This is a genomic window from Blautia sp. 1033sp1_1033st1_G9_1033SCRN_220408 (genome assembly GCF_040929965.1).
Lineage (GTDB): Bacteria > Bacillota > Clostridia > Lachnospirales > Lachnospiraceae > Blautia_A > Blautia_A ammoniilytica.
Genome location: NZ_JBFKZO010000003.1, coordinates 253,470 through 280,278 on the forward strand (window position 1 = coordinate 253,470; position 26,809 = coordinate 280,278).

The window sequence follows — 26,809 nt, forward strand, 5'->3', positions numbered from 1 at the left end:
CACAAAAGCCTTAAAAAGCTTTGCAGCTGTATCATTATGCCTGCAACTGTGATGGTGCCGGACAGTTACAAGTTTACAGATATGAATATCCCATCAGAGATTCATCCACTGCTTTGGCAGCTTCTCTGCCTTCACGGATCGCCCAAACCACCAAAGACTGGCCTCTATGCATGTCTCCTGCTGTAAACACACGCTCCACACTTGTTTCATATCCATTCGGTTTTGTTTCCACATTGGTACGTCCGTTTACTGCTACCTTAAATGCATCTGTCACATATTTCTGGCTTCCAAGGAAGCCGGCTGCGATCAGTACCAGTTCTGCCGGGATCACTTCTTCTGTTCCTTCTACAGGTACCATCATCATGCGGCCAGTTTTAGGATCTTTCTCACTTTTCAGCTTAACGATCTTTGCCTGGCATACATTTCCGTTTTTATCAGCAATAAATTCCTTTACTGTTGTCTGATAAACCCTTGGATCATGACCGAATACAGCAATGGCCTCTTCCTGACCGTAATCTGTTTTCAGCACTCTTGGCCACTGTGGCCATGGATTATTCGGCGCCCTGTGTACAGGCGGCATTGGCATCATTTCCAGCTGGGTAACGGATTTTGCTCCCAAACGGATGGAAGTACCTACACAGTCATTTCCTGTATCTCCTCCACCGATCACAAGCACATGTTTTCCCTTCGCTTCCTCATAAGGTGCTTTCTGGAAATCAGAATCCAAAAGTGTTTTTGTAACCTTAGAAAGGAAATCTACTGCAAAATAAATACCTTTTGCTTCTCTTCCAGGAACCTTGATATCCCTTGGATTGGATGCACCACAGGCAAGAATCACACGGTCATACTGTTTCAGCAGCTCTGCAGGCGTAATATCCACACCAACATTGACTCCTGTTATGAACTTAACTCCCTCTTCTTCCATTAAGTGGATCCTGCGGTCGATCACAGATTTATCCAGCTTCATATTCGGGATTCCATAGCGGAGCAGCCCGCCGATCCGGTCGTTTCTTTCATATACAGTTACCTGATGGCCTCTACGGTTCAACTGCTGTGCTGCGGCAAGTCCGGAAGGGCCACTGCCAACTACTGCAATGGACTTGCCTGTACGCACCTTTGGAATCTGAGGCTTTACCCAGCCATTTGCATAAGCAGTCTCAATAATGGCACGTTCATTTTCTTTGGTAGATACAGGCTCTCCGTTAATATTACAGGTACATGCAGCCTCGCACAGTGCAGGGCACACCCTTGATGTAAATTCCGGGAAGGAATGGGTCTTGCTCAGTCTTAAGAATGCCTGTTTCCAATTGCCTGTATATACCAGATCATTTGTTTCCGGTACAAGGTTATGCAGCGGACAGCCGGAAGCCATTCCTCCAAGCATCATGCCCGACTGGCAGAAGGGAACTCCGCATGCCATACAGCGTGCCCCCTGAAGTTTTTGTTTTTCTTTATTTAACGGAATACGAAATTCCTTAAAATCAGCAATTCTTACTTTCGGCGGCAGAACCTTTGCCGTCTCTCTGTCGTAATCTAAAAATCCAGTTGGTTTTCCCACGGTTATGCCCTCCTAATACTTTCATAAAACGCTTCCATCTGTGCCTGTTCGCTGTTCAATCCTTTTTCTTCCAGCTTTGCACTTAAAGTCACCATATGTTTATACTCATTTGGAATCAGCTTTTTGAAATGAGGAAGATATTCGTCAAAGTCTGCCAGCACCTTTGCCCCCAGTTTTGAGCCGGTAGCCTGTACATGGGCTTCAATCAGATCCCGCAGTTCCTTTTTATCATATTTGTTCTCAACCTTTTCAATGGAGATCATGGCTTTATTCAGATTCTTGTAAAGCACATTGTCCACGTCCAGCACATAGGCGATACCACCGCTCATACCTGCTGCAAAGTTTTTCCCGGTTTTGCCAAGAACAACCACACGACCGCCGGTCATGTACTCACATCCGTGCTCACCAACACCTTCTACAACTGCATACGCTCCAGAGTTACGTACTGCAAAACGCTCTCCAGCCATTCCGTTAATAAATGCAGTTCCGCTGGTAGCACCATACAGTGCAACATTTCCTACAATAATATTATCCTCTGCTTTGTAACCGGCTTTTTCCGGAACCTTTACTACAAGCTTTCCACCTGAAAGCCCTTTTCCAAAATAATCATTGCTGTCACCAGTAAGCTTCAGGGTAAGCCCCTTAGGAATAAACGCACCAAAACTCTGTCCGCCTGCACCGGTACAGTTGACTACAATTGTATCGTCTGCCAGACCTTTTTTATGATTTCTAGTGATCTCTGCACCCAGAATTGTTCCAAAAGCCCTGTCTGTATTTGTAACATTTACAGAGATTTCTGTTTTGCTTCCACTTACAATATTTTTACCGCATTTTTTAAGAAGCACTTTTTCGTCCAATGTTTTTTCCAGTTCAAAATTGAACTCTGCTTTCGGATCAAAAGTAACCTTTTCCCTTTTTGCTGCATATGGATTATTCAAAATAGCAGTCAGATCCACTTTGCCCTTATGAGGCTCCTTTACCTTATCAGATGCAACCAGAAGATCTGTACGTCCCACCATTTCTTCCAGGGTACGAACGCCTATCTTTGACATATATTCCCTTAATTCTTGTGCGATAAAACGCATGAAATTCTCTACGTATTCTGGTTTTCCTTTAAATCTTTTACGCAGCTCCGGATTCTGTGTTGCCACACCTACCGGGCATGTATCCAGATTACATACACGCATCATCACACAGCCCATTGTTACAAGAGGTGCAGTTGCAAATCCAAATTCCTCTGCTCCAAGGAGAGCTGCCACTGCCACATCTCGACCGCTCATCAGCTTTCCATCTGTTTCAATACGTACACGGTTACGTAATCCGTTCATCAGAAGTGTCTGGTGTGTTTCGGCAAGTCCCAGTTCCCAGGGAAGTCCGGCATTATGGATGGAGCTTCTTGGTGCAGCTCCTGTACCGCCATCATAACCAGAGATCAGGATCACCTGTGCTCCAGCCTTGGCAACACCGGCTGCAACCGTTCCCACACCTGCTTCAGATACAAGCTTTACTGAGATATCTGCATATTTATTGGCATTTTTCAGATCATAGATCAGTTCAGCCAAATCCTCAATGGAATAAATATCATGATGTGGCGGCGGGGAGATCAGACTTACTCCTGGTGTGGAATGCCTGGTCTTGGCTACCCATGGATATACCTTCTTTGCAGGCAGATGTCCGCCTTCACCAGGCTTTGCTCCCTGTGCCATCTTGATCTGGATCTCACGTGCAGATACCAGATAACGGCTGGTAACACCAAAACGTCCGCTGGCAACCTGCTTGATGGCAGAGCAACGATCATTGTCTGTTCCTGCTGAATCCAGACGTTCCTCACTTTCGCCACCCTCTCCTGTATTGGATTTTCCATGAAGATGATTCATGGCAATGGCAAGTGTTTCATGTGCTTCCTGAGAAATGGAACCATAAGACATTGCTCCTGTTTTAAAGTGTTTTACGATCTCATCAACACTTTCCACTTCCTCCATAGGCACAGGCTCTTTGGCGTATTTAAAATCCATCAGGCCTCTTAAATTGCCATGGTTTTCTTCATCAACCTTTTTTGTATATTCTTTAAACAAATCATAGCTGCCTGTCCATGTAGCCTGTTGAAGAAGGGAAATGGTCTGAGGATTGTATTTATGCTCCTCTCCCTGGCTTCTCATCTTATGAGCTCCTACACTGTCAAGAGTAAGATCTGTAGCCAGCCCCAGCGGGTCAAATGCTTCGGAATGGAGACGTTCTACATTGTCCTCAATATCCTCCAGGGTAATACCGCCTACACGGCTGACTGTTCCTGTAAAATATTTATCGATCACATCCTGAGATACACCAATAGCCTCAAAAATCTGAGATCCCTGATAGGACTGAATAGTGGAAATACCCATCTTAGAAGCAATTTTTACAATACCGCCAAGCACTGCCTGATTGTAATCATTGACTGCTGCATAATAGTCTTTTTCCAGCATATGGGTATCGATCAATTCACGGATCGTTTCCTGTGCAAGATATGGGTTAATAGCACTTGCACCATAGCCCAGAAGGGTTGCAAAATGATGTACCTCTCTTGGCTCTCCAGACTCCAGGATAATTGCAAGGGAAGTGCTTTTCTTAGTTTTTACCAAATGCTGATGCACAGCGGATACTGCCAGAAGTGACGGAATAGGCATATGGTTTTCATCTACCCCACGGTCAGAAAGTACCAGAATATTGGCTCCGTCACGATATGCCTTATCTACCTCCACAAACAGTCGGTCAATGGCACGCTCCAGCTTGGTGCTTTTATAATAAAGAGTGGAAACAACGGCGACCTTAAAGCCTTCATAGTGCATTTCCTTGATTTTAAGCATATCTGTATTGGTAAGGATAGGATTGTTGATTTTTAATACCTGACAGTTTTCTGCATTCTGCTCCAACAGGTTTCCATCCTTTCCAACATATACGCTGGTACTGGTAACGATCTCCTCACGGATAGCATCAATAGGTGGATTTGTTACCTGTGCAAAAAGCTGCTTAAAGTAATCAAACAGAGGACGATTTTGTTTGGAAAGAACAGCCAGAGGCGTATCCACACCCATTGCTCCAATACTCTCTGCGCCGTTTAATGCCATATTGCGGATTGAAGTCCGGTATTGCTCATAGGTATATCCGAAAGCCTTCTGAAGGCGGGCTCTTTGTTCTTCTGTGTATTCCTCGATTCTCTCATTTGGGATATGGATGTCCTTCAGATGCAGAAGATTGCTGTCCAGCCACTCTCCGTATGGCTGTTTTTTTGCATACATTTCTTTAAGGTCATTATCATCAATAATCTTGCCCTGTACAGTATCCACAAGAAGCATTTTCCCAGGATGAAGACGTTCTTTTAATACGATTTTTTCTTCCGGCACAGGAAGAACGCCTACCTCAGAAGACAAGATCACATATCCATCAGATGTAACATAGTATCTGGATGGGCGAAGACCATTTCGATCAAGGACAGCTCCCATCACATCACCATCTGAAAACAGAATGGACGCAGGTCCGTCCCATGGCTCCATCATAGTTGCATAATACTGATAAAAATCCCGTTTTTCCTGAGAAATAGTATCATTATTTGCCCATGGCTCAGGAATGGTGATCATCACTGCAAGTGGCAGATCCATGCCGCTCATCATCAGGAACTCCAGCGTATTGTCCAGCATTGCTGAGTCGGAACCGCTTCTGTTCACAACCGGAAGCACCTTAGACATTTCCTGGCTCAAATATGGGGATTCCATATTTTCTTCTCTGGCAAGCATCTTATCTGCATTTCCACGGATCGTATTGATCTCACCATTATGTACGATTAGACGGTTAGGATGTGCACGTTCCCAGCTTGGATTTGTATTAGTACTGAAACGGGAATGAACCACTGCAATGGCAGATTCATAATCCAGGCTCTGAAGATCTTCAAAAAAGGTGCGAAGCTGTCCAACCAGAAACATACCTTTGTATACAATGGTCCTGCTGCTCATAGATACTACATAGGTATTGTCATTGGACTGTTCAAACTCCCTGCGGACAATATACAGTTTTCTGTCAAAATCAAGACCCTTCTCCACATCATCTGGTTTTTTTATAAATGCCTGCATGATATAGGGCATACACTCACGTGCTTTGTGTCCAAGCACATCCGGCACAGTGGGCACTGTACGCCATCCAAGGAATTCCAGACCTTCTTTTTCCACAATGATCTCAAACATTTTCTTTGCCTGGGCACGCTTGATTTCCTGCTGTGGGAAAAAGAACTGTCCAATTCCGTACTCTCTTTCCCCTCCAATCTCAATGCCCTCTTTTTTACAGGCTTTTTTGAAAAATTTATGAGAAATCTGTAAAAGGATTCCCACACCATCTCCGGTTTTTCCTTCTGCATCCTTTCCTGCACGATGATCCAGATTTTCTACAATACGCAGGGCATTTGCAACCGTTTCATGGCTTTTTTTACCTTTAATATTTACAACTGCACCAATTCCGCAGTTATCATGCTCAAATTCCGGGCGGTAAAGACCCTGCTGGTCATTTGCCACTTCTCTCATATTTCCTCATCCTTTCTATATGGTCTTTCTTTCAATTTCTTTTTTTCGGTCTACCGCCGCCTGTACAAATCCACGGAACAGCGGATGCGCATGATTTGGCCTTGACTTAAATTCCGGATGACCCTGGGTTCCTACAAAGAATGGATGACCTGAAATCTCGATCATCTCTACAATATGCCCATCCGGAGATGTACCGGCTATGCTCATTCCCTTTTCATTCAATTCGTCTCTGTATGCGTTATTGACCTCATAACGATGTCTGTGACGTTCCTGTATTTCTTTCTTGCCAAACAGTGCAAGGGATAAAGAATCATCCTTTAATACGCAAGGATAGCTTCCCAGACGGAGGGTTCCCCCCAGATCCTCTACCTGCTCCTGATCCGGCATAAGTGCGATCACCGGATGAGTAGTCTCAGGTGCCAGTTCTATACTGTTAGCATCCTCATACCCAAGCACATGACGGGCAAATTCCACAATCGCCATCTGCATGCCAAGACAGATACCAAGGTAAGGAATCTTGTGAACTCTTGCATACTGTGCAGCCAGGATCATTCCTTCTGTTCCTCTATTGCCAAAGCCGCCTGGAACCAGAATCCCGTCTACGTCATGAAGCTGCTTGTCCAGATTCTTTTCATTTAATTCTTCAGAATCCACCCAGGTAAATTCAACCTTCGCCTTGCAGGAGATCCCGCCATGCTTTAACGCTTCCACAACGCTTAAGTAAGCGTCATGAAGCTGTGTATATTTTCCTACAATAGCAATATTCACACGATCCTCCGGATGCTTCAGATGATCCACCATCTGGATCCAGTCTGTCAGATCCGGCTTCCTGTTTTCCAGGCACAAAGACTGAAGAACCACATCTGCCAGCTTTTCCCTTTCCATTGCAAGGGGTGCCTCATAAAGATATTCCACATCCAGATTCTGAAGCACATGGCTGACAGGCACATTACAGAACAAAGCGATCTTGCCACGAATGTCTTCCGTTAGAGGATACTCGCTTCTGCACACCAGCACATCCGGCTGGATCCCCATTCCCTGTAGTTCCTTAACGCTTGCCTGGGTGGGCTTTGTTTTCATCTCACCAGAAGCCTTCAGATATGGGATCAAAGTGACATGTATCAAAATAGCATTTTCATGTCCCACATCGTGTTGGAACTGACGAATTGATTCCAGAAAAGGCTGGCTTTCAATATCTCCTACTGTACCGCCCACTTCAATAATTGCGATTTTGTCCTCATCCGGTGATTTTGCCCTGTAAAATCGATTTTTGATCTCATTTGTAATGTGCGGGATCACCTGGACAGTTCCTCCGCCAAAATCTCCATGTCTTTCTTTCTGAAGAACAGACCAGTAAATCTTTCCTGTGGTTACGTTTGAGTTTTTATCAAGGCTTTCATCAATAAATCTTTCATAATGTCCCAGGTCCAGGTCCGTTTCCGTACCATCATCTGTAACGAAAACCTCTCCATGCTGGATCGGATTCATTGTACCAGGATCAATATTGATGTAAGGATCGAATTTTTGCATAGTCACCTGATATCCTCTGGCCTTCAAAAGCCGTCCAAGGGATGCAGCAGTGATTCCTTTCCCCAGTCCGGAAACAACGCCTCCTGTAACAAAAACATACTTAATTGCCATTATATATTTCCTCCTCATCCATAAAGCTCTCATCTCATATCTGTACTAAGCCAAACAAAAAGGTGCCAAAACAATCCTTCCGGAGGGGACTATCCCCCGAAAGTTCTGTTCTGACACCTTTGTCATAAAAATCACAGATATAAAAATTTGCTATAATATAACCCATTTTTACATGTTTGTCAATAATAAATCTGTAAAACGACCCACTTTTGATCTGTAAAGCAGCCACACCTAATTCTGATCATATTTTGTGGATCTCATATTCCATGCTTACTGTATGCTCCGGGATCTCCATTGGATAATTCCCGTCAAAGCAGGCTTTACAGATTGGAAGGCCTCCGGCCATTCCCTCCAGATATTCACTTTCCATATATCCCAGAGAATCTGCACCGATCATTTTGCAGATCTCTTCTGTACTGTGTTTGGCTGCGATCAACTGATCATTGCTTGGCACATCGGTTCCGAAATAACAGGGATGTAAAAAAGGCGGTGAACTGATTCTTACATGAACTTCTTTTGCCCCTGCCTCTTTCAGCATGGTGATCAGATTGGCAATGGTAGTGCCTCTCACAATAGAATCATCTACAAGTACAATCCTTTTGCCCTGTACAACCGACTTCAGCACACTTAATTTCAAATGTACACTGGACTCTCTCTCCTTCTGGGTGGGCTTGATAAAAGTCCTTCCTATGTAGGAATTTTTGTAAAAAGCAAGTCCAAATGGAATGCCGGATTCTTCAGAATATCCCTTGGCAGGAATCAGTCCGGACTCCGGAACTCCTGTTACCAGGTCTGCTTCTACAGGATAAGACTTTGCAAGAGACTTTCCGCCACGGATCCTGGCATCGTAAACACTGACTCCGTCAATGGTGCTGTCAAGCCGTGCAAAATAAATATATTCAAAAACACAATGTGCATACTTTTTATTTTCAAAGATCATCTGGGACTTTACTCCCTCCCTGGAAATACTTACCATTTCTCCAGGCTTTATATCACGGATAAAGTCTGCTCCTACCGATGTAAGAGCACAGCTTTCGGAGGCAAGCACATAAGCATTCCCCCTTTTTCCAAGACATAAAGGACGCAGGCCGTAAGGATCCCTGACACCGATCAGCTTTCTGGGGCTCATCACCACCAGACCGTAAGCTCCCTTGATCTTCTTTGCAGTTTTCATCACAGCCTCTTCCACGCTTTTGGACCCTACTCTCTCCCTTGCAATATAAAAAGCAATCACTTCAGAATCTGTAGTTGTATGGAAAACTGCACCGCTCTGAATCAATTCCCACTTCAGCTCCGGGGTATTTACCAGGTTGCCATTATGGGCAAGGGCAAGACTTCCTTTTACGTAAGAAAGCACAAGGGGCTGTGCATTCTCAGCCACAGATGCTCCCGTGGTAGAATATCTCACGTGTCCAATGCCGATATCCCCATCCATCTGACGGATGGTGTTTTCTCTTAAAACTTCACTTACCAGTCCCAGATCCTTATGGAATTTCACGTTTCCAATAGGCCCGTTGGTATCAGATACTGCAATTCCACAGGCTTCCTGTCCTCTGTGCTGCAAAGCTGTAAGCCCGTAGTAGATGGACGTTGCCACATTTTCTCCGTCCAGGTCATAAATACCAAATACACCGCATTCTTCTTTTATCTTAGCCATCTGGTTCCTCCTAGCTGCATAACCGTTCATCGCAAACATCCATATAATATAATTGAAAAAACACATTTGTCAACCCTGGCTTCTGAAAATATTTCCATCACCCTCTGGCAAAATAAAAAATAATTTTTTTCAAAAAAATAGTTGACATCTGTTTTTTTTTGTGTATACTACATCACATAAAGCAAAGGCGCTTTGGATGATACATTTATCGTCCGAAGCGCTTTTTTCGTTTTATAGAAAAAATTATGAGTGAAAGCGAAATGAAAGGAGTACCGAAGTATGGCTCAAAATATTCCTGAAATTTATGGCAGTCTTGTTTTTAATGACAAGATCATGCGAAGCAAATTACCAAAAGATATGTATAAGGCTCTGAAAAAAACAATTGAAAACGGTTCACATCTGGAGCTGGACGTAGCTAACTCCGTAGCCGTTGCAATGAAAGAATGGGCAATTGAAAATGGTGCCACTCATTATACACACTGGTTCCAGCCAATGACCAATGTTACTGCTGAGAAACATGACAGCTTCATTTCTCCTACCGGCGACGGACAGGTGATCATGGATTTCTCCGGTAAAGAACTGGTAAAGGGCGAGCCGGATGCATCCAGCTTCCCGTCAGGTGGTCTTCGTGCTACCTTTGAAGCAAGAGGCTATACAGCATGGGATCCTACTTCTCCAGCATTTATTAAAGACGGAACCCTTTACATCCCTACAGCTTTCTGTTCTTATAGCGGAGAAGCTCTTGATAAAAAAACACCTCTGCTCCGTTCCATGGATACATTGAATAAAGAGGCAGTAAACATTCTGCACATCCTTGGAAATAAAGAAGTAAAGCATGTTTCTACCACAGTAGGACCTGAGCAGGAATATTTCCTGGTAGACAAGGATCTTTATAACAAAAGAAAAGACCTGGTATTCTGCGGACGTACACTTCTTGGTGCACCTGCTCCAAAGGGTCAGGAAATGGAAGATCATTATTTCGGTACTCTGGCTCCAAAGGTTTCCGCTTACATGCACGACCTGGACGTAGAGCTTTGGAAGCTTGGTATTCCAGCAAAAACAAAACATAACGAGGTTGCTCCTGCACAGCATGAGCTTGCTCCTGTATTTGATACTACCAATGTTGCTGTTGACCACAATCAGCTGACTATGGAGATCATGAAAAAAGTAGCTGACAAGCACGGTCTGGTTTGTCTGCTTCATGAGAAACCATTTGAAGGAATCAACGGAAGTGGTAAGCATAATAACTGGTCTATGAGTACTGATACAGGCGTAAATCTTCTGGATCCGGGAAAAACACCAGCTGAAAACATTCAGTTCCTTGTATTTTTGATGGCAGTGATCAAAGCAGTTGATGAGTATGCGGATGTACTTCGTATCTCTGTTGCCAGTGCAGGAAACGATCATCGTCTTGGAGCAAATGAGGCTCCGCCGGCAGTTGTATCTGTATTCCTTGGCGATGAGCTGACTGAGATCATGAAGTCTATCGAGAATGATACATACTTCACCTCTCATGGTGCTGTTCAGATGGATATCGGTGCAAAGGTTCTGCCTCACTTTGTAAAAGACAATACAGACAGAAACCGTACCTCTCCATTTGCTTTTACAGGTAATAAATTTGAATTCCGTATGCTTGGTTCTGCTGCGTCTGTTGCAAATCCAAACATTATCCTGAATACTGCTGTTGCTGAAGCACTTCGTCAGTTTGCACAGGAACTTTCCGGTGTACCGGCAGAGGAAATGGAGCATGCAGTACATGAACTGATCAAACGTGCGATCCGTAAGCATAAACGTGTGATCTTTAACGGAAACGGATATACAGATGAGTGGATCGAAGAAGCCGAAAAGAGAGGTCTTTATAACCTGAAGTCTACTCCTGATGCTCTTCCAATGTGGATTGATGAGAAAAACATTAAGCTGTTTACAGACCACAAGATCTTTACAAAGGAAGAAATCTTCTCCCGTTATGAGATCTGGCTGGAAAATTATTCCAAGACCATCAATATTGAGGCTAATACAATGGCAGAAATGGTCCAGAAAGATCTTCTTCCATCTGTAATGACTTATACAGAAAAAATTGCAGCTGCTGCAAGCGCCAAAAAAGCGGTTGTTGCCGATATTTCTACAGCATGCGAAGCTTCTCTTATTTCAAAGCTTACTGCTTTGGAAGAAAAAATGGCTTCCGGTGTGGAAAAGCTGAAAGCAGATACTGCAACAGCCCTTGCAACAGAAGATCCGCTTGAAAATGCCAAAGCATATCAGTCTGTTGTACTGGAAGATATGGAAGAACTGAGAAAGGCTGCAGATGCTGCCGAGGTTCTTATCCCGGATGCTCTTCTTCCTTATCCTACCTACGGAAAACTTCTGTTTTCTATTTAATCGTTTCAGGTAAATACAGGGGATATCCTTATATGAACTCTACTTCATAATTCATTATCGATTTCCTCATCCATTAATCACACGATAGCGGATATTCCCTGATTTACATATATAAATCCCTGACTTCGATCATCTATGAGCTAAACTATGTAAGCGAGCGAATGGATATTGTACGGGGTTAAAAGTTACTTGTTTTAGTTCGTAAAGAAGCGGAAGAAAGCATATATCCTCTCTCTCGCTTCTTTTTATTTTTTCAAGGGGAAAGAAAGGAGAATAATATATGGACTATTCAGCAGTTAATACTATATGGGTACTTGTAGGTGCAGCCCTTGTCTTCTTTATGCAGGCTGGATTTGCAATGGTTGAAACAGGCTTTACAAGAGCCAAAAACGCTGGAAATATCATCATGAAAAACCTGATGGATTTTTGTATCGGCACACCGGTCTTCTGGCTGGTTGGCTTCGGTATTATGTTTGGTGCAGGAAATGGCTTTTTTGGAAAGATCGGCGGTATTGCCACCGAAGCTAATTATGGAAGCGCAATGCTTCCTGATGGCGTTCCTTTCTGGGCATTTCTTATTTTCCAGACCGTCTTTTGTGCAACCTCTGCTACCATCGTTTCCGGTGCAATGGCAGAACGCACTAAGTTTTCCGCTTACTGTATTTACAGTCTGCTCATCAGTCTTGTAGTGTATCCTGTTTCAGGACACTGGATCTGGGGCGGCGGATTTATTTCACAGATGGGATTCCATGATTTTGCAGGTTCCTGCGCGGTCCATATGGTAGGTGGTGTTGCTGCATTTGTTGGAGCTATTATCCTTGGACCTCGTATTGGTAAATATACCAAAAGCGGAAAATCAAAAGCAATTCCTGGTCATAACCTGACAGTAGGCGCTCTTGGAGTATTTATCCTCTGGTTCTGCTGGTTTGGATTTAATGGTGCTTCCACAGTTTCCATGGAAGGAGATGCTATTATCACTTCCGGCAAGATATTTGTCACTACTAACCTTGCTGCCGCAGTTGCTACTGTTTCAGTTATGCTGATCACATGGGTACGTTACAAAAAACCAGATGTATCCATGTCCCTGAACGGATCCCTGGCTGGTCTTGTTGCCATCACTGCAGGCTGCGATACTGTATCTCCTACTTCCGCAGCGATCATTGGTATCCTGGCTGGTTTCATTGTTGTATTTGGTATTGAATTCATTGATAAAGTGCTGAAGGTTGACGATCCGGTAGGTGCAGTTGGTGTTCATGGCCTGAACGGTGCTTTTGGTACCCTTGCAGTCGGTCTTTTCTCAGATGGAACCGGTACAAACTGGAAAGGTCTTCTGGTAGGCGGCGGCTTCCACGGATTTGGTGTTCAGATTGCAGGTATGTGCATCACGATCCTCTGGGTTACTGTTACAATGACGATTATTTTCCAGGTGATCAAGCATACCATTGTTCTTCGTGTATCCGAAGAAGAAGAGATCCAGGGTCTTGACGTTAAAGAGCATGGTCTTGCAAGTGCTTACGATGGATTTACGATCCGTGATACAGTTGCCAGCGTTCCAGCTCCTATGGGAACCGGCTCCGGTAAACATACCAGCTACCCAATGCCCTCTGCTCCTGCTGAAACCGTACCGGAACTTCCAAGGGAAGGAGTACATAAGCTTACCAAGGTTGTGATCATCACAAGACAGAACAAGCTTGAAGAATTTATGCATGCAATGAATGAGATCGGTGTTACCGGCATCACCATTACCAATGTGCTTGGCTGTGGCGTACAGAAAGGTGCTCCATCCTTCTATCGTGGCGTTGAAATGGATATGAACCTTCTGCCAAAAGTTAAGATTGAAATTGTTGTCAGTCTTGTGCCAGTACAGAAAGTGATCGCTACAGCGAAAAAGGTACTCCACACCGGCCAGATCGGAGACGGAAAAGTATTTGTATACGACATTGAAAATGTAGTAAAGATCCGTACCGGTGAAGAAGGCTACTTAGCTCTTCAGGATACCGCTGAACAATAAGGCTTCACTCATATTTCTATTATAGAAAAAGGTCTGCCTCCCGGCCAATATGCAAATGGATTTCCAATTGCAGGGCTGGTTTGCAGACCTTTTTATTGCAGATTTCTATATACTCTTGTATCCCATCTATCTTGGAAGCTTTGGCAGATTCCATCGATAATGAGCTGCCAGATACCGAATCAGCACTACCACACAGGATCCCATCACCATTGCCCATACAGCCCCAAACTGCTGCATCCACACACATACAATTGCTCCTACAATAGACGCACAGGCATAAATATGACGGACAAAAATATAAGGTGGCACACCTGCCATCATATCTCTTAAAAGACCTCCACCTACGCCTGTGATGGTTCCAACAAAAACCAAAAGAAATACATTGCTTCCGTATCCCTGACGTATCCCTGTATTTACTCCCATCACAGTAAAAATCCCAAGTCCTATGGAATCCATGATCAGAAGGATCCTTTCAAAAGCCTGGGAACTGTGTTGTCCCGGCTCCATCTTCTTCATATAATAAGCAAAGAATACCAGGCAGGAAGTGATCACTGCTGCCAGTGCATACTTTGAATTCAAAAATACAGTAGGCGGCAGGATCCCAAGTACAATATCACGGATCATACCTCCTCCTACCGCTGTTACTACCCCAAGCACACATACTCCGAAAATATCCATAGAGCATCCGGCTCCCACCATAGCCCCGGATGCTGCAAATGCAACTGTCCCGATCATCTCAAGACAAAATGTGATCGCTGTTTGAATATCCATTATCTCTCTCCTGCCATTTTTTCTCTGTAAAAAGGACCCTGCTGTGCAGGATCCTTTTCCTACATATAAAATTATAACAAACCTGCCCTGCTTTGTGTACCCCTTTTATCCTTTCACTCCGCCAAGAGCCACTCCTGCCACAATATATTTTGAAAGAATAAAATAAATGATCACCAATGGGATAATGGTTACAAACAGTCCTACATATACTACTCCGTAATCTGTACGGAACTGGTTAGAACTAAGCAGCTGTACAAACATAGGCAGTGTTTTTTTGGAATCTGTAGTCAGCATAATGGTAGGTGTAAACAGATTATTCCACTGGGCAATGAACTGGAAGATTGCCTGTGTGGCAACTGCCGGCTTCATGATCGGTATAATGATCCGGTTAAAGGTATGCCACTCTCTGGATCCATCAATCCGGGCCGCTTCGATCATCTCAATAGAAAGTGTACTTTCCATATACTGTTTCATAAAGAATACTACCGCCGGACTGGCAATAGCAGGGATGATCAGCGGAATATATGTATCTACCAGCTTCAGATCCAGCATGAACCGGTAAAAACCGATAATAGAAATCTGGCTTGGAACCATCATGATGGCCATAATAAACGCCCATGCAAATTTCTTAAATTTAAAATCATATACATAAATGCCATACGCTGTCATAGAAGAAAAATATACAGCAAGAAAAGTACCTGGTACTGTGATGGTCAGTGAATTTAATGCTGCTTTTTGCAAAGTGATCTGCATACCATTTTGCTTTGCCAGAAGGTTTTTCCAGTTTTCTATCAGATGGCCTGACGGGATGAGGGAAATACCGGATTTGATGGCTTCAGAGCTTCTGGTGGCATTCATGATCAAAAGTAAAAACGGCCCCAGTGCAAGAATACAGAAAATCACACATACTACAGTACGGAAAATCCGCTGCCGCTTTATAGAGCTTGTATAACCATCTTTCATGATCTCTGCCCTGCCTTTCCGGCTTTCTTTGCTGCCTTTTTCATCCTACGCTCCTCCTTGTCACCCATGGTAGCAAAAAGGATCAGGCTGACGATCAATGTTACTGCAAATAGAATCACGGATACTGCTGCCGCTTTTCCAACATCACTGTTATACAGACGCATGATATACATGGCCATTGTTGTAGTCTTATCATCCGGAAGCCCTACCAGGCCTGTTTCAGGAACATTAAACAGCGCTGGAATATCATACATCTGCAGACCGCCGATTGCAGATGTTACCAGGGTATACAGCATGATTGGCTTTAACAGAGGAAGGGTAATGAACCGAAACTTCTTAAATCCGGTAGCTCCGTCAATATCTGCCGCCTCAAACAGTCCAGGATCAATTCCCAGCACTCCTGATATCAGAAGCAGGGTAGTATTTCCAAACCACATCCACCACAAGATCGTGGAAATCAGTCCACGGCTTCCTGCCACGCTGGACATAAAATCAAAGTTTTTCCCAAGAATGCCCCAGTTTTTCAAAGACTGGGTAATCGGTCCATACTGGGAAAACATGGCCTTAAACAATACAGATACAGAAGCTGCAGTGATAATGCTTGGAAGATAAACGATCACCTTCACTGCCCCTGTCCCTTTCACCTTAACCTTTGTGTCAGTAAGCCATACAGCCAGTAAAAGAGAAACAAGGATCTGGGGAACAAAATTGCAGCCCCACATCACCAATGTATTTTTCAGATAGCTAAGTACATAAGGGCGCTCTCCTGCACTTAACCCAAGCACATTCAAAAAATTCTGAATGCCTGCAAAATCCACAAACTGCCTGCCATTTCTCTTATAATAAGAAAGGGTGCTGTAATAGAAAGTATTTATCAGCGGCCACAGTTGAAAGATCAGGTAAGTAATAAAAAAGGGAGCAATAAAATAATATCCGTATCTTCCGTAATTGATTTTTTTCTTTTTCTTCTTATTCATAAATACCTCCTATGAAAGGTACTGCCCCTTCGTAAATGAAGAGGCAGTATCCATACAGGCAGCTGTTGTCAGCCTGGTTTCATTATTATTCTACGCTCAGGTAAGAGAAGGTATCATGGATTGATGCTTTCAGATCTGAAATTGCGGTATCAAGATCTTTTTCACCAGTTGCATAAGCCTTTGTCTGGGTATCCAGAAGAGAAAGGATCTGCTGATCTTCTGCTGTTACGGTAGAAGCATCCAGTCCATCTGCCAGAGGAAGGAAGAATTCCATAAAGTTCTGTCCTGCGTCAGCATACAGATAACCATTTCCGTCTGCGGAAGCGCCGCTTTCAATGATCTTATTAATTGCTTCTGTGTTATTTACATAATCAGAATTCAGTGCATTGATGGCTACCATTCCATCTGTATCACAGGTAAAGAATTTCATGATCTTGCCAGCAAGTTCTGTATCAGCACACTCTGTTGTTGCAGCCAGTCCAGTGCCGCCCCAGTAGCATTTATTTGCTGTTGGAACAAGAATCGTATTGTTTTTCCATGTATCGCTTAAGCACCAGTAAGTAAACCATGGGCATCCCATATAAGCAATGGCTGCATTGCTGCTCTCGCCATCCCCATCCATGTTTGCATACCAGTCAGCATTCCACTGATCTGTATTAAAAGTAAGCTCTTCATCATACATCTTCTTGGCTGTTTCAAGATAAGTGGTGATATTGTCATCCAAAGTGATCACATCGTTCTCATCATAGAAGCCTACAGTTCTGGAGTTTGTCAGCATACGTTTGATCTCATCATAACCAGAGAACAATTTGCACTTTCCACCGGATGCTTCCTTAACTTCTTCTGCTGTTGCGATAATCGTATCAAGATCTTTGAATTTCTCTGCCAGCTCAGCCGGATCTGTAGTTCCAAGATATTTTTCTGCCAGATCTGCACGTACCTGGAAGCATCCTGGTGTTGCCTGCCAGAACAGAGCACGTACATTACCGTCTGCATCTGTACCAAGATCAAGATCATACTGGTACATGTTCTTGTAATCGTCCTCTGTAATGCCCAGGTCTGCAACTGATTTTACCCAGTCACTGTTTACATATTTCTGAACATAATCAACTTCCAGTCCCATAAGATCCGGATATAATTCATTAGAAGGGTCATCCAGTACAGGATCCAATTTGCCCTGATAATAATCAGATCCACCTGTATTTACAAATACGATTCTCTTATAATCATCCGGATATGCCTCTTTGAACGGACCATCCAGAATATTCTTAATGTCATCATTCCAGCCCCACACTACGAATGCATCATCAGCTGCAGAATCACCTGTCACTGTGTTGTCCGGTTCCTGGTCATCTTCAGCCATTACCGGAACTGCATATACGGAAAGTCCTCCAACCATTGCAGCGGTAAGTAAAACACTCATAAGCTTTCTCTTCATTTTTGCTACCTCCTTAATATAATCCTTTTATTATTTACATTCATTTTGGTACTTCTTTTACATTACAGGACTGCTGTAAAAATCACCCCAATTTTTTGACCGATCTGCCCTGAAATAAAGTTCCATCCACTGTATAGGACCGGATCAGCGCTGTCTTCGGCTGTTCAATCAGTTCCACCAGCTTCTCTGCAGCGATCCTTCCAATGGCACTGGTATCCTGACACAATGTGGTAAGCTTTGGTTCCATGATCCTGGCTATGTTATTCCCATCATAGCCTGCAATGGAAATATCCTCCGGAATCTTCAAATCTCTTTCCCGTATCTCATTAAACCCTCCAACTGCTGAAAGATCATCTGGATAAAGGATACAGGTAGGTGGATCTTTAAGTTCCAGCAGCTCCCTGGTCTGCCTTGCAGACAGGTCTGCGTCTAGGTAACGTGCTGGCCTGACATATTCGTCCGGAACCTGGATCCCTTCTCTTTGCATCATCCGGTAAAAGCTGCTGAGACGCTTCTTCGTAACCGAAGTGTCATCTCCATAAATGTATGCAATCTTTCGGTGACCCTGAGAAAAGATATATTCCAGAAGTTTCTCCATTCCCTGTACATTGTTAGATAAAACAGAGATCCTGCCATCACACACATGGTCAATGGTAACAACCGGCACTTCTGATCTTAAAAGTTCCTGCACCTCCTCGCTGTAAAAATCCACGCAAGCCATTACCACCCCGTCCACGCCCCGGTATCTGCAATGCTCATAATAACTCATCTTCTTTCCCGAAACATTTCCGCTAGTAAAGGTAATGTCATATCCCTTGCTCTCTGCTGTACTTTTGAAGCTTTCAAGCACGTGATTAAAATAAGCATGTGTCAGTCCGCTGTGAGCCTGATCTACAAAAAGCACGCCCAGATTGTAGCTTCTTTTTGTTTTCAATGCCCTTGCAGATGAATTTGGCAGATACCCAAGATCTTCTGCGGTTTTCTGGATCAGTGCTTTTGTCTCTTCCCCGATATCCGGATAATCATTTAAAGCTTTGCTGACTGTCGCTACGGAAACATTGCATTTCTTTGCGATTTCCTTCATCGATACCATAAGCCCTGTTGCCTCTTTGCTTTCTTTGTTTTCCTAAATCGTTTTCGCATCTTCACTATATTACTTTATGCACAAATAATCAAGTATATTTTCTCGTTTTTTATGCTTTTTGCTTCCTTTCTCTCTATTTCACAAAATCAGATTTTCAGTTTTTTTCAAATTAAACAAAGTTATCTTCTTTTATCACGAAACTATTTCGTAAAAATTCCTTGCTTTTTTATATTCTCTCAGATATATTAAAGTTAAGATAATTATCCCATCCTTTTATAGGGATAACTTCTTTATATTTTCGCTATTTTATATTGTTTTCTAATGTTTCTTTTATTTCTATTGAATTATCAGAACTCATTCGTTTTCGCATATACTTTTTTTCAGAGCTCCACGCATGATTACAGGCACTGTAGTACATCGTGTCAAGCTCTAATCTTTGACAAGGGAGGATTTCCAATGAAGTTCGGTTTCTTTGACGACGAAAAAAAGGAGTATGTGATCACAACCCCGGACACTCCACTTCCATGGATCAATTATCTGGGATCTCAGGACTTTTTCAGTCTGATCTCCAACACCTGTGGTGGTTACAGTTTCTATAAAGATGCAAAGCTGCTCCGGCTTACCCGTTACCGCTATAATAATCTTCCGGCAGATTCCAACGGAAAATACTATTACATAAAAGAAGGGGACGTGATATGGAATCCTGGTACAATGCCCACCAGAACCCCTCTGGACGAATACCAATGCAGACACGGTCTTGGATACAGCCGTTTCCATGGAATCAAAAACCAGCTTTCTGCTGATCTTCTGGCTTTTGTACCTGTAGACACTCCTTGCGAGATCAATGTACTTACCTTAAAAAACCAATCCGCTTCTTCCAAAAAGCTTTCCCTTTTTTCCTATGTGGAGTTTTGTCTGTGGAATGCAGTAGATGATATGACCAATTTCCAGCGTAATTTAAGTATTGGAGAAGTGGAGATCCAGGGAAGCGCTATTTACCACAAAACAGAATACAGGGAGCGAAGAAATCACTACAGCTTCTTTTCTGTAAATACGCCCATTGACGGTTTTGACACCAGCAGGGATGAATTTCTGGGAGTGCGCCGTGGAAATGACCGGCCTCTGGCCGTAGAGCAGGGAAAATGTACTGGTTCTGTTGCCAGTGGATGGTATCCCATCGCCAGTCACCAGATTGATCTTGTACTTGCCCCAGGGGAAGAGAAAGAACTGATATTCCTTCTTGGGTATTGTGAAAATCCTCGGGAAGAAAAATGGGAAGCACCAAATGTGATCCGCAAGACCACAGCTCTTGCCATGCAGGAAAAATATCATACTTCCGCACAGGTGAAGAAAGCATTCCAGGATCTGAACCATTACTGGGAAGATCTGCTCTCCCGCTTTTTTGTAAACAGCCAGGATCCCCATGTAAACCGTATGGCAAATATCTGGAACCAGTACCAGTGTATGGTAACTTTCAACCTTTCCCGCTCTGCTTCCTACTACGAATCCGGTACAGGAAGAGGCATGGGCTTTCGAGATTCCTGTCAGGATCTTCTTGGCTTTGTACATCTTGTACCTGAACGCGCAAGAGAGCGTATCCTTGATATTGCTGCTACTCAATTTGAAGATGGCAGTGCTTATCATCAGTATCAGCCTCTCACCAAGAAAGGCAATCTGGATATTGGAAGCGGATTTAACGATGACCCGTTATGGCTGATCGCAGCTGCTTCTGCTTACCTGAAGGAAACCGGTGATTTTTCTATTTTAGACGAAATGGTAGCCTTTGACTGCGACACCTCAAAAGCACAGCCCTTTTTCCAGCATCTGCTTCGCAGCTTCCATTATACCTGTACCCACTTAGGTCCCCATAAACTACCATTGATCGGCCGTGCAGACTGGAACGACTGTCTGAACCTGAACTGCTTTTCCAGTGAGCCTGGGGAGCCATTCCAGACTACTGGTCCTTCTGAAGGTCCTGTGGCAGAATCTGTTTTCATTGCAGGAATGTTTGTAAAATACGGCAGGGAATTTCAAACCATCTGTAAAAAATATGGCCACACCGAGGAAGCTCTTCAGGCAAAAGATGCAATTGATGCCATGTACCAGGCAGTGCTTACCTCCGGCTGGGATGGTGACTGGTTTCTTCGCGCCTATGATGCAACATCCCAAAAGATAGGTTCCCATGAATGTGAAGAAGGCCAGATCTTTATTGAGCCTCAGGGATTCTGCGTAATGGCAGGGATCGGTGTAAAGGAAGGCCTGGCAGAAAAAGCACTGGATTCTGTAAAAGAACGGCTGGATACCAAATACGGTATCATGGTACAGCAGCCTGCTTATACCAGATACTACCTGAACCTTGGGGAAATCTCCTCCTATCCGCCAGGTTATAAAGAAAATGCAGGTATTTTCTGCCATAACAATCCCTGGATTTCCATCGGAGAAACCATGATCGGCAGAGGCAACCGTGCTTTTCAGATCTATAAAAAAACCTGTCCTTCCTATATTGAGAATATCAGCCAGATCCACAGGACAGAACCTTATATTTATTCTCAGATGATTGCAGGAAAGGATGCACCACGGCACGGGGAAGCAAAAAACAGCTGGCTTACAGGCACTGCTGCCTGGACATTTGTAAATCTCTCTCAGGCCATCCTTGGCATACAGCCAAGCTATGACGGTTTGTGTGTAGACCCATGTATCCCTGCAGACTTTGGGGATTTCACTGTCACCCGCAGGTTTAGGGGCGCAGTATATCATCTTTTTATCTCAAATCCTGATCATGTTGAAAAGGGGGTAAAATATCTGGAAATCGATGGAAAACAGATTTCAGGTAATCTGATTCCTTTTGAAGAGGGAAAGAAAGAATACCAGGTAACGATCCATATGGGATAAGACATTTTATATGGCATGTAATAAGCCAGTTTGCTCCAGGTGATTCTGAAGGAAACTGGCTTTTCTTTTATTTCTTCAACGGATCGATCTCCGCTCTATAAACATATCTGAGGAACAGCACGCAGATCGCAAAGGAAAACAATTCTGCAATAGGGAATGACCACCAGGTAGCTTTGATCCCGCCTGTCCGTGCCAGAATAAAGGCCGCCGGAAGAAGCACTACCAGCTGTCTTAACACAGATACTGCCAGGCTTAAGAAGCTATGGCACAGGGACTGGTATACAGAGGAGGAAACCACACTGAAACCAGCCAGCAAAAAGCTAAAACTGATAATGCGAAGAGCCGGTATTCCAATCTCCAGCATAGTATCTGAAGCGTTGAAAATATTCAGAAGCTCCTGAGGGAACAGCTGGAATACTGCAAATCCCAGAAGCATGATTCCAACACCCATAGCCACACTGATCCGGATCGTCTTTGTGATACGATCCGGCTTTTTGGCTCCGTAATTGTAAGAAATGATGGGCACCATACCATTATTCAGACCAAATACCGGCATAAATACAAAGCTCTGAAGCTTGAAATAAACACCAAATACTGCGGTTGCAGTAGAGGAAAATCCCATCAGGATCTTATTCATACCAAAGGTCATAACAGATCCTACGGAAGCCATGATAATAGACGGGAACCCAACACTGTAAATATTTTTTACAACATTTGCGGACAGCTTATATTTCACCAGGGAAAGATGAAGTTCCTTATTAATATGATAATTTACAAAATATCCTACAATAGCAGCAATAATCTGCCCCGTTACAGTGGCAAGGGCAGCACCTGCCACCTCCATCCTGGGAAAACCGAAAAGACCAAAAATCATGATCGGATCCAGAATAATATTCAGGATCGCACCCAGAAGCTGGGTCAGCATGGAATAAAACGTCCTTCCGGTTGCCTGCAGCAGTCTTTCAAATACAAGCTGCATAAACAGTCCAAATGACATCATCCCGATGATCCTTACATAGACCGTTCCATAAGAAAGGATCTGGGGATCCTGCGTCTGAACGGCAAAGAATGTATGTCCGAAGACTCCGGTAAGCACGGCAAAAGTCAATGCACTTAACAGGCAAAGGATAATGCCGTTATTAGCAGCCTTGTTGGCATATTCCGTATTCTTTTCGCCCAGAGACCGTGACACAAGGGCATTAATACCTACACCGGTACCTGTACCTACTGCGATCATCAGGTTCTGTACAGGAAAGGCCAGTGAAACAGCTGTCAGTGCATTCTCATTGAGCTTTGCAACAAACATACTGTCTACAATATTATATAATGCCTGAACCAGCATGGAAATCATGATCGGGACAGACATTGATACAAGCAATTTTCCAACAGGCATAACGCCCATTTTGTTTTCTTTTTCCACGGCATTTTTTTCCATGAAAATCCCCCTCTCAATGTGTTTTGATAAATATTTTTGACGCATCCGTTTTTTACGATATCTTTATCTATTCTATAGCAGTGCATCCTATATGTCAATCAAAACATCATAAAAAGAGGAGGAGTGATCTACATCTGATAAAGCATCCGCCGGATCAGGAACAGGATCAGGATATGTGCCGGGTAAAAAACATAGAAAAAATATTTTGCCCATTTTCCTTTAATGAATCCTCTCTGTCCGTTATACATATTGATAGAAAGAAAAGCAAAGCATGCTTTCCACTCATAGATCAGCCAGCTTGTACCGATCACCGCCTGTGCTGCCCTCTTCTCCTTCAGCCAGTACATGATAAGAAGGAATACGTATCCTCTGTAGCTGTAATCTGCTTTCAGGTTCCATGATACAGCAAAAAGCCCGGCCATGCAGATAAGCTGCATCAGCTGATTGTCCTTAAAATAATCAACTGCACAAAAAGCCAGATAACCCAAAAACAGCGTAAAAAACACATTCTGGGTAGACATATCAAAGAATGTACCTTTATGCACCAGGTCCCAGGGAATTTCTGAAATACAGGCAAAGATCAGTAGATTTCTTCCATATTTAAAGCGGTTGTGTGTATGGACAAAGCCCTCCACCAGAAGAAAACAAAAAATGGGAAATGCAGCCCTGCCCACATCCCGCATAATCCTGTAAATCGATATATCCGTGCCTCCAAGAACAAATAAAGTCCTGGTGGCAGCCGCTGATTTCACCAGAAGAAATGCAGCTGTATGGTCGATCAGCATGATCACCATAGCCAGTACTTTTAATGCACTGCCGCTTAAAACCCGGAACTTTTCCGGCATAAATGAATCCTGTAATTGCTTTGTCTGTTCCATCCTGTACTCCTTTAACTTAGGTTTGCTTGTTCCAACTTAATTTCATCTGCAGCCAGCAAAATATCACCAATCGTTGATTTATCTCAGTCGAGAAGACTCCCACCTCTTTCAGGTGGTGAGTAACAGCAAGTTCGTCTCAGTGGGAGTCCAATCTCCGACTGAGATAAACGCTCCGCGAGGATGCGCAGTGATTCTGTAAAGAATATGTCAGCTTACGCTGACCAGAATCACGCGCCAAGTCTCGCGGCTGCTCGACTTGAAATCTGCATGTGTATATCAATTTCTCTCCTCTCCAATGACGCATCCGATAATTGCATTATAGTAAGTAAATCAGAAAAGTAAAGAAAATTTTTTCGGTGGCTGTTGCTCATTTATATTTTTTATCTCAGTCGAGAAGACTCCCACTTCTTTCAGGTGGTGAATAACAGCAAGTTCGTCTCAGTGGGAGTCCAATCTCCGACTGAGATAAACGCTCCGCGAGGATGCGCAGTGATTCTGTAAAGAATATGTCAGCTTACGCTGACCAGAATCACGTGCCAAGTCTCGCGGCTGCTCGACTTGAATCAAGCACTTTCTCTTTTTTCTATGTTTTTTTACAAATTATGACTGGACGAATTGGGCATTTTGTGAGAGAATAACACCAGTAAAGCGTTCCGCTATGGGAGACTCCCTTAAGGAGCGCTACACTGAGTTGTTAGACTTTTAACAACATTAAGTTCACTAATACTGAAAGGAGTCTTAAAATGATTTACACTAAGGAAGTTGAAAACATGTGTCCTGTAGCTAAGGGCGCAAAACATGAGCCTGCTCCAATTCCTGAAGAAGGAAAATGGGTTCATTCCAAAAAAATTGAAGATATTTCTGGTTTTACACACGGCGTTGGCTGGTGTGCTCCACAGCAGGGTGCATGCAAGCTGTCCCTGAATGTAAAAAATGGTGTAATCGAGGAAGCTCTTGTTGAAACGATCGGATGTTCAGGTATGACTCATTCTGCAGCTATGGCAGCTGAGATCCTTCAGGGTAAAACTATCCTGGAAGCTTTAAATACTGACCTTGTCTGTGATGCGATCAACACCGCAATGAGAGAATTATTCCTCCAGATCGTATATGGACGTACTCAGAGTGCTTTCTCTGATGACGGACTTGCTGTAGGTGCCGGACTTGAGGATCTTGGTAAGGGTCTTCGTTCCCAGGTTGGTACTATGTATGCTACAAAAGAAAAAGGTGTTCGTTACCTCGAGATGGCAGAGGGATATGTAACAGGTATCGCTCTTGACGAGGATAATGAAGTAATCGGATATCAGTTCGTTTCTCTTGGAAAGATGACCGACTTCATCAAAAAAGGTGATGATCCTAACACCGCATGGGAAAAAGCAAAAGGTCAGTATGGCCGTGTAGCAGATGCCGTTAAGATTATCGACCCAAGAGAAGAGTAATCAGGAAACGAAAGGAGACGAACATAAAATGGCATTATTTGAAAGTTATGAAAGAAGAATTGACCAGATCAATGCTGTATTAAACAGCTATGGTATCAGCTCTATCGAAGAAGCTGAGAAAATTACAAAAGATGCTGGACTTGACGTATATGATCAGGTAAAGAAGATCCAGCCGATCTGCTTTGAGAACGCTTGCTGGGCATACACTGTAGGTGCTGCCATTGCAATCAAAAAAGGCTGCAGAAAAGCTTCTGACGCTGCTGCTGCTATCGGAGAAGGCCTTCAGGCTTTCTGTATCCCAGGTTCTGTTGCTGACCACAGAAAAGTAGGTCTTGGCCATGGTAACCTTGGTAAAATGCTTCTTGAGGAAGAGACAGAGTGCTTCTGCTTCCTTGCAGGCCATGAGTCCTTCGCAGCTGCTGAGGGTGCCATCGGTATTGCAGAGAAAGCAAACAAAGTACGTCAGAAACCATTACGTGTTATCCTGAACGGTCTTGGAAAAGACGCTGCTCAGATCATTTCCCGTATCAACGGTTTCACATTTGTTGAGACAAAATATGATTACAAAGAAGCTAAATTAAATATTATCTATGAGAAACCATATTCCAACGGTCTTCGTGCTACTGTTAAATGCTACGGTGCAGATGACGTTCAGGAAGGTGTTGCTATCATGCATCACGAGAATGTTGGTGTTTCCATCACAGGTAACTCCACAAACCCGACCCGTTTCCAGCATCCGGTTGCAGGTACATACAAAAAAGAATGTATCGAGCAGGGTAAGAAATACTTCTCCGTTGCTTCCGGCGGTGGTACAGGACGTACACTTCACCCGGACAACATGGCAGCAGGTCCTGCTTCCTACGGTATGACAGATACTATGGGACGTATGCACTCTGATGCTCAGTTCGCTGGTTCTTCTTCTGTACCGGCTCACGTTGAGATGATGGGTCTGATCGGTATGGGTAACAACCCGATGGTTGGTGCTACTGTGGCAGTTGCTGTTTCCGTTGAGGAAGCTGCTAAGGCTGGTAAGTTCTAATTCATTCAAGAATGCCTCGGCATTCTTGCTGCGAGGTGCGCGTCATGCAATTGCATGACGCGCACCTCTGCAATCCTGCCGGAGGCTATATCCTGTCTCTTAT

At 43.7% G+C, this 26,809-nt stretch carries 16 protein-coding genes; 5 read left to right on the forward strand and 11 right to left on the reverse strand.

The window, feature by feature from the left end; translation table 11 throughout:
• Nucleotides 1-73: 73 nt before the first annotated feature.
• From AB5916_RS04165 to purF, 4 genes are all read right to left on the reverse strand, one after another.
• A complete protein-coding gene (locus AB5916_RS04165; RefSeq protein WP_158420290.1) occupies nucleotides 74-1,558 on the reverse strand; it encodes a glutamate synthase subunit beta in 1,485 nt (494 codons plus the stop codon).
• A 2-nt stretch (nucleotides 1,559-1,560) separates the two neighbouring features.
• Complete coding sequence (gene gltB / locus AB5916_RS04170) at nucleotides 1,561-6,105, reverse strand: glutamate synthase large subunit (protein ID WP_368189364.1); 4,545 nt, start codon at nucleotides 6,103-6,105, stop codon at nucleotides 1,561-1,563.
• 15 nt (nucleotides 6,106-6,120) lie between these two features.
• Nucleotides 6,121-7,746: a CTP synthase gene (locus AB5916_RS04175; RefSeq protein WP_368189365.1), complete on the reverse strand. Its 1,626-nt coding sequence runs from the start codon at nucleotides 7,744-7,746 to the stop codon at nucleotides 6,121-6,123.
• 241 nt (nucleotides 7,747-7,987) lie between these two features.
• The gene (gene purF / locus AB5916_RS04180) at nucleotides 7,988-9,403 is read right to left on the reverse strand and encodes an amidophosphoribosyltransferase (RefSeq protein ID WP_368189366.1); all 1,416 of its coding nucleotides are present in this window, start codon (nucleotides 9,401-9,403) and stop codon (nucleotides 7,988-7,990) included.
• Between the two features lie 279 nt (nucleotides 9,404-9,682).
• Between purF and AB5916_RS04185 the strand changes: the two genes are divergently transcribed.
• Together AB5916_RS04185 and AB5916_RS04190 are read left to right on the forward strand one after the other, a co-directional pair.
• Entirely contained in the window at nucleotides 9,683-11,782 is a 2,100-nt protein-coding gene (locus AB5916_RS04185; protein ID WP_368189368.1) for a glutamine synthetase III, read from the forward strand.
• A gap of 280 nt (nucleotides 11,783-12,062) precedes the next feature.
• Entirely contained in the window at nucleotides 12,063-13,793 is a 1,731-nt protein-coding gene (locus tag AB5916_RS04190; RefSeq protein WP_368189369.1) for an ammonium transporter, read from the forward strand.
• Between the two features lie 126 nt (nucleotides 13,794-13,919).
• Here the strand turns inward: AB5916_RS04190 and AB5916_RS04195 are convergent, their stop codons facing one another.
• From AB5916_RS04195 to AB5916_RS04215, 5 genes are all read right to left on the reverse strand, one after another.
• On the reverse strand, nucleotides 13,920-14,564 hold the full coding sequence (locus tag AB5916_RS04195; RefSeq protein ID WP_368189370.1) for a trimeric intracellular cation channel family protein: 645 nt from the start codon (nucleotides 14,562-14,564) through the stop codon (nucleotides 13,920-13,922).
• A 105-nt stretch (nucleotides 14,565-14,669) separates the two neighbouring features.
• Nucleotides 14,670-15,527 (reverse strand): carbohydrate ABC transporter permease, encoded by an 858-nt coding sequence (locus AB5916_RS04200; protein ID WP_158420283.1) that lies wholly within the window; start codon nucleotides 15,525-15,527, stop codon nucleotides 14,670-14,672.
• On the reverse strand, nucleotides 15,524-16,504 hold the full coding sequence (locus AB5916_RS04205) for a carbohydrate ABC transporter permease (RefSeq protein ID WP_173726641.1): 981 nt from the start codon (nucleotides 16,502-16,504) through the stop codon (nucleotides 15,524-15,526). The genes AB5916_RS04200 and AB5916_RS04205 overlap by 4 nt, the downstream gene beginning before the upstream one ends.
• Before the next feature lie 85 nt (nucleotides 16,505-16,589).
• Nucleotides 16,590-17,942, reverse strand: a complete 1,353-nt coding sequence (locus tag AB5916_RS04210; RefSeq protein WP_173726642.1) for a hypothetical protein — start codon at nucleotides 17,940-17,942, stop codon at nucleotides 16,590-16,592.
• An 82-nt stretch (nucleotides 17,943-18,024) separates the two neighbouring features.
• Complete coding sequence (locus tag AB5916_RS04215; RefSeq protein WP_158420280.1) at nucleotides 18,025-19,035, reverse strand: LacI family DNA-binding transcriptional regulator; 1,011 nt, start codon at nucleotides 19,033-19,035, stop codon at nucleotides 18,025-18,027.
• A gap of 447 nt (nucleotides 19,036-19,482) precedes the next feature.
• Here AB5916_RS04215 and AB5916_RS04220 point away from each other — a divergent pair, with 447 nt between their 5' ends.
• Nucleotides 19,483-21,918: a glycosyl transferase gene (locus AB5916_RS04220; RefSeq protein ID WP_368189372.1), complete on the forward strand. Its 2,436-nt coding sequence runs from the start codon at nucleotides 19,483-19,485 to the stop codon at nucleotides 21,916-21,918.
• A gap of 67 nt (nucleotides 21,919-21,985) precedes the next feature.
• Here AB5916_RS04220 and AB5916_RS04225 read toward each other — a convergent pair whose 3' ends face one another.
• Together AB5916_RS04225 and AB5916_RS04230 are read right to left on the reverse strand one after the other, a co-directional pair.
• Nucleotides 21,986-23,353: an MATE family efflux transporter gene (locus AB5916_RS04225; protein WP_368189373.1), complete on the reverse strand. Its 1,368-nt coding sequence runs from the start codon at nucleotides 23,351-23,353 to the stop codon at nucleotides 21,986-21,988.
• Nucleotides 23,354-23,481: 128 nt separating this feature from the next.
• Nucleotides 23,482-24,231 carry a TraX family protein gene (locus AB5916_RS04230; protein WP_368189374.1) on the reverse strand — a complete coding sequence of 250 codons (750 nt, stop codon included), beginning with the start codon at nucleotides 24,229-24,231 and terminating at the stop codon, nucleotides 23,482-23,484.
• A gap of 743 nt (nucleotides 24,232-24,974) precedes the next feature.
• On the opposite strand from AB5916_RS04230, the gene AB5916_RS04235 reads away from it, so the two are divergent.
• On the forward strand, nucleotides 24,975-25,667 hold the full coding sequence (locus AB5916_RS04235) for an iron-sulfur cluster assembly scaffold protein (protein WP_158420276.1): 693 nt from the start codon (nucleotides 24,975-24,977) through the stop codon (nucleotides 25,665-25,667).
• A gap of 28 nt (nucleotides 25,668-25,695) precedes the next feature.
• The gene (locus AB5916_RS04240) at nucleotides 25,696-26,706 is read left to right on the forward strand and encodes a GGGtGRT protein (RefSeq protein WP_173726645.1); all 1,011 of its coding nucleotides are present in this window, start codon (nucleotides 25,696-25,698) and stop codon (nucleotides 26,704-26,706) included.
• Nucleotides 26,707-26,809: the final 103 nt, after the last annotated feature.

Excerpts from the sequence above, each read along its gene's own strand:
- gltB (WP_368189364.1), bottom strand. The coding sequence starts at position 6,105 with ATGAGAGAAGTGGCAAATGACCAGCAGGGTCTTTACCGCCCGGAATTT.
- AB5916_RS04175 (WP_368189365.1), bottom strand. The coding sequence starts at position 7,746 with ATGGCAATTAAGTATGTTTTTGTTACAGGAGGCGTTGTTTCCGGACTG.
- purF (WP_368189366.1), bottom strand. The coding sequence starts at position 9,403 with ATGGCTAAGATAAAAGAAGAATGCGGTGTATTTGGTATTTATGACCTG.
- AB5916_RS04185 (WP_368189368.1), top strand. The coding sequence starts at position 9,683 with ATGGCTCAAAATATTCCTGAAATTTATGGCAGTCTTGTTTTTAATGAC.
- AB5916_RS04190 (WP_368189369.1), top strand. The coding sequence starts at position 12,063 with ATGGACTATTCAGCAGTTAATACTATATGGGTACTTGTAGGTGCAGCC.
- AB5916_RS04195 (WP_368189370.1), bottom strand. The coding sequence starts at position 14,564 with ATGGATATTCAAACAGCGATCACATTTTGTCTTGAGATGATCGGGACA.
- AB5916_RS04200 (WP_158420283.1), bottom strand. The coding sequence starts at position 15,527 with ATGAAAGATGGTTATACAAGCTCTATAAAGCGGCAGCGGATTTTCCGT.
- AB5916_RS04205 (WP_173726641.1), bottom strand. The coding sequence starts at position 16,504 with ATGAATAAGAAGAAAAAGAAAAAAATCAATTACGGAAGATACGGATAT.
- AB5916_RS04210 (WP_173726642.1), bottom strand. The coding sequence starts at position 17,942 with ATGAAGAGAAAGCTTATGAGTGTTTTACTTACCGCTGCAATGGTTGGA.
- AB5916_RS04215 (WP_158420280.1), bottom strand. The coding sequence starts at position 19,035 with ATGGTATCGATGAAGGAAATCGCAAAGAAATGCAATGTTTCCGTAGCG.
- AB5916_RS04220 (WP_368189372.1), top strand. The coding sequence starts at position 19,483 with ATGAAGTTCGGTTTCTTTGACGACGAAAAAAAGGAGTATGTGATCACA.
- AB5916_RS04225 (WP_368189373.1), bottom strand. The coding sequence starts at position 23,353 with ATGGAAAAAAATGCCGTGGAAAAAGAAAACAAAATGGGCGTTATGCCT.
- AB5916_RS04230 (WP_368189374.1), bottom strand. The coding sequence starts at position 24,231 with ATGGAACAGACAAAGCAATTACAGGATTCATTTATGCCGGAAAAGTTC.
- AB5916_RS04235 (WP_158420276.1), top strand. The coding sequence starts at position 24,975 with ATGATTTACACTAAGGAAGTTGAAAACATGTGTCCTGTAGCTAAGGGC.
- AB5916_RS04240 (WP_173726645.1), top strand. The coding sequence starts at position 25,696 with ATGGCATTATTTGAAAGTTATGAAAGAAGAATTGACCAGATCAATGCT.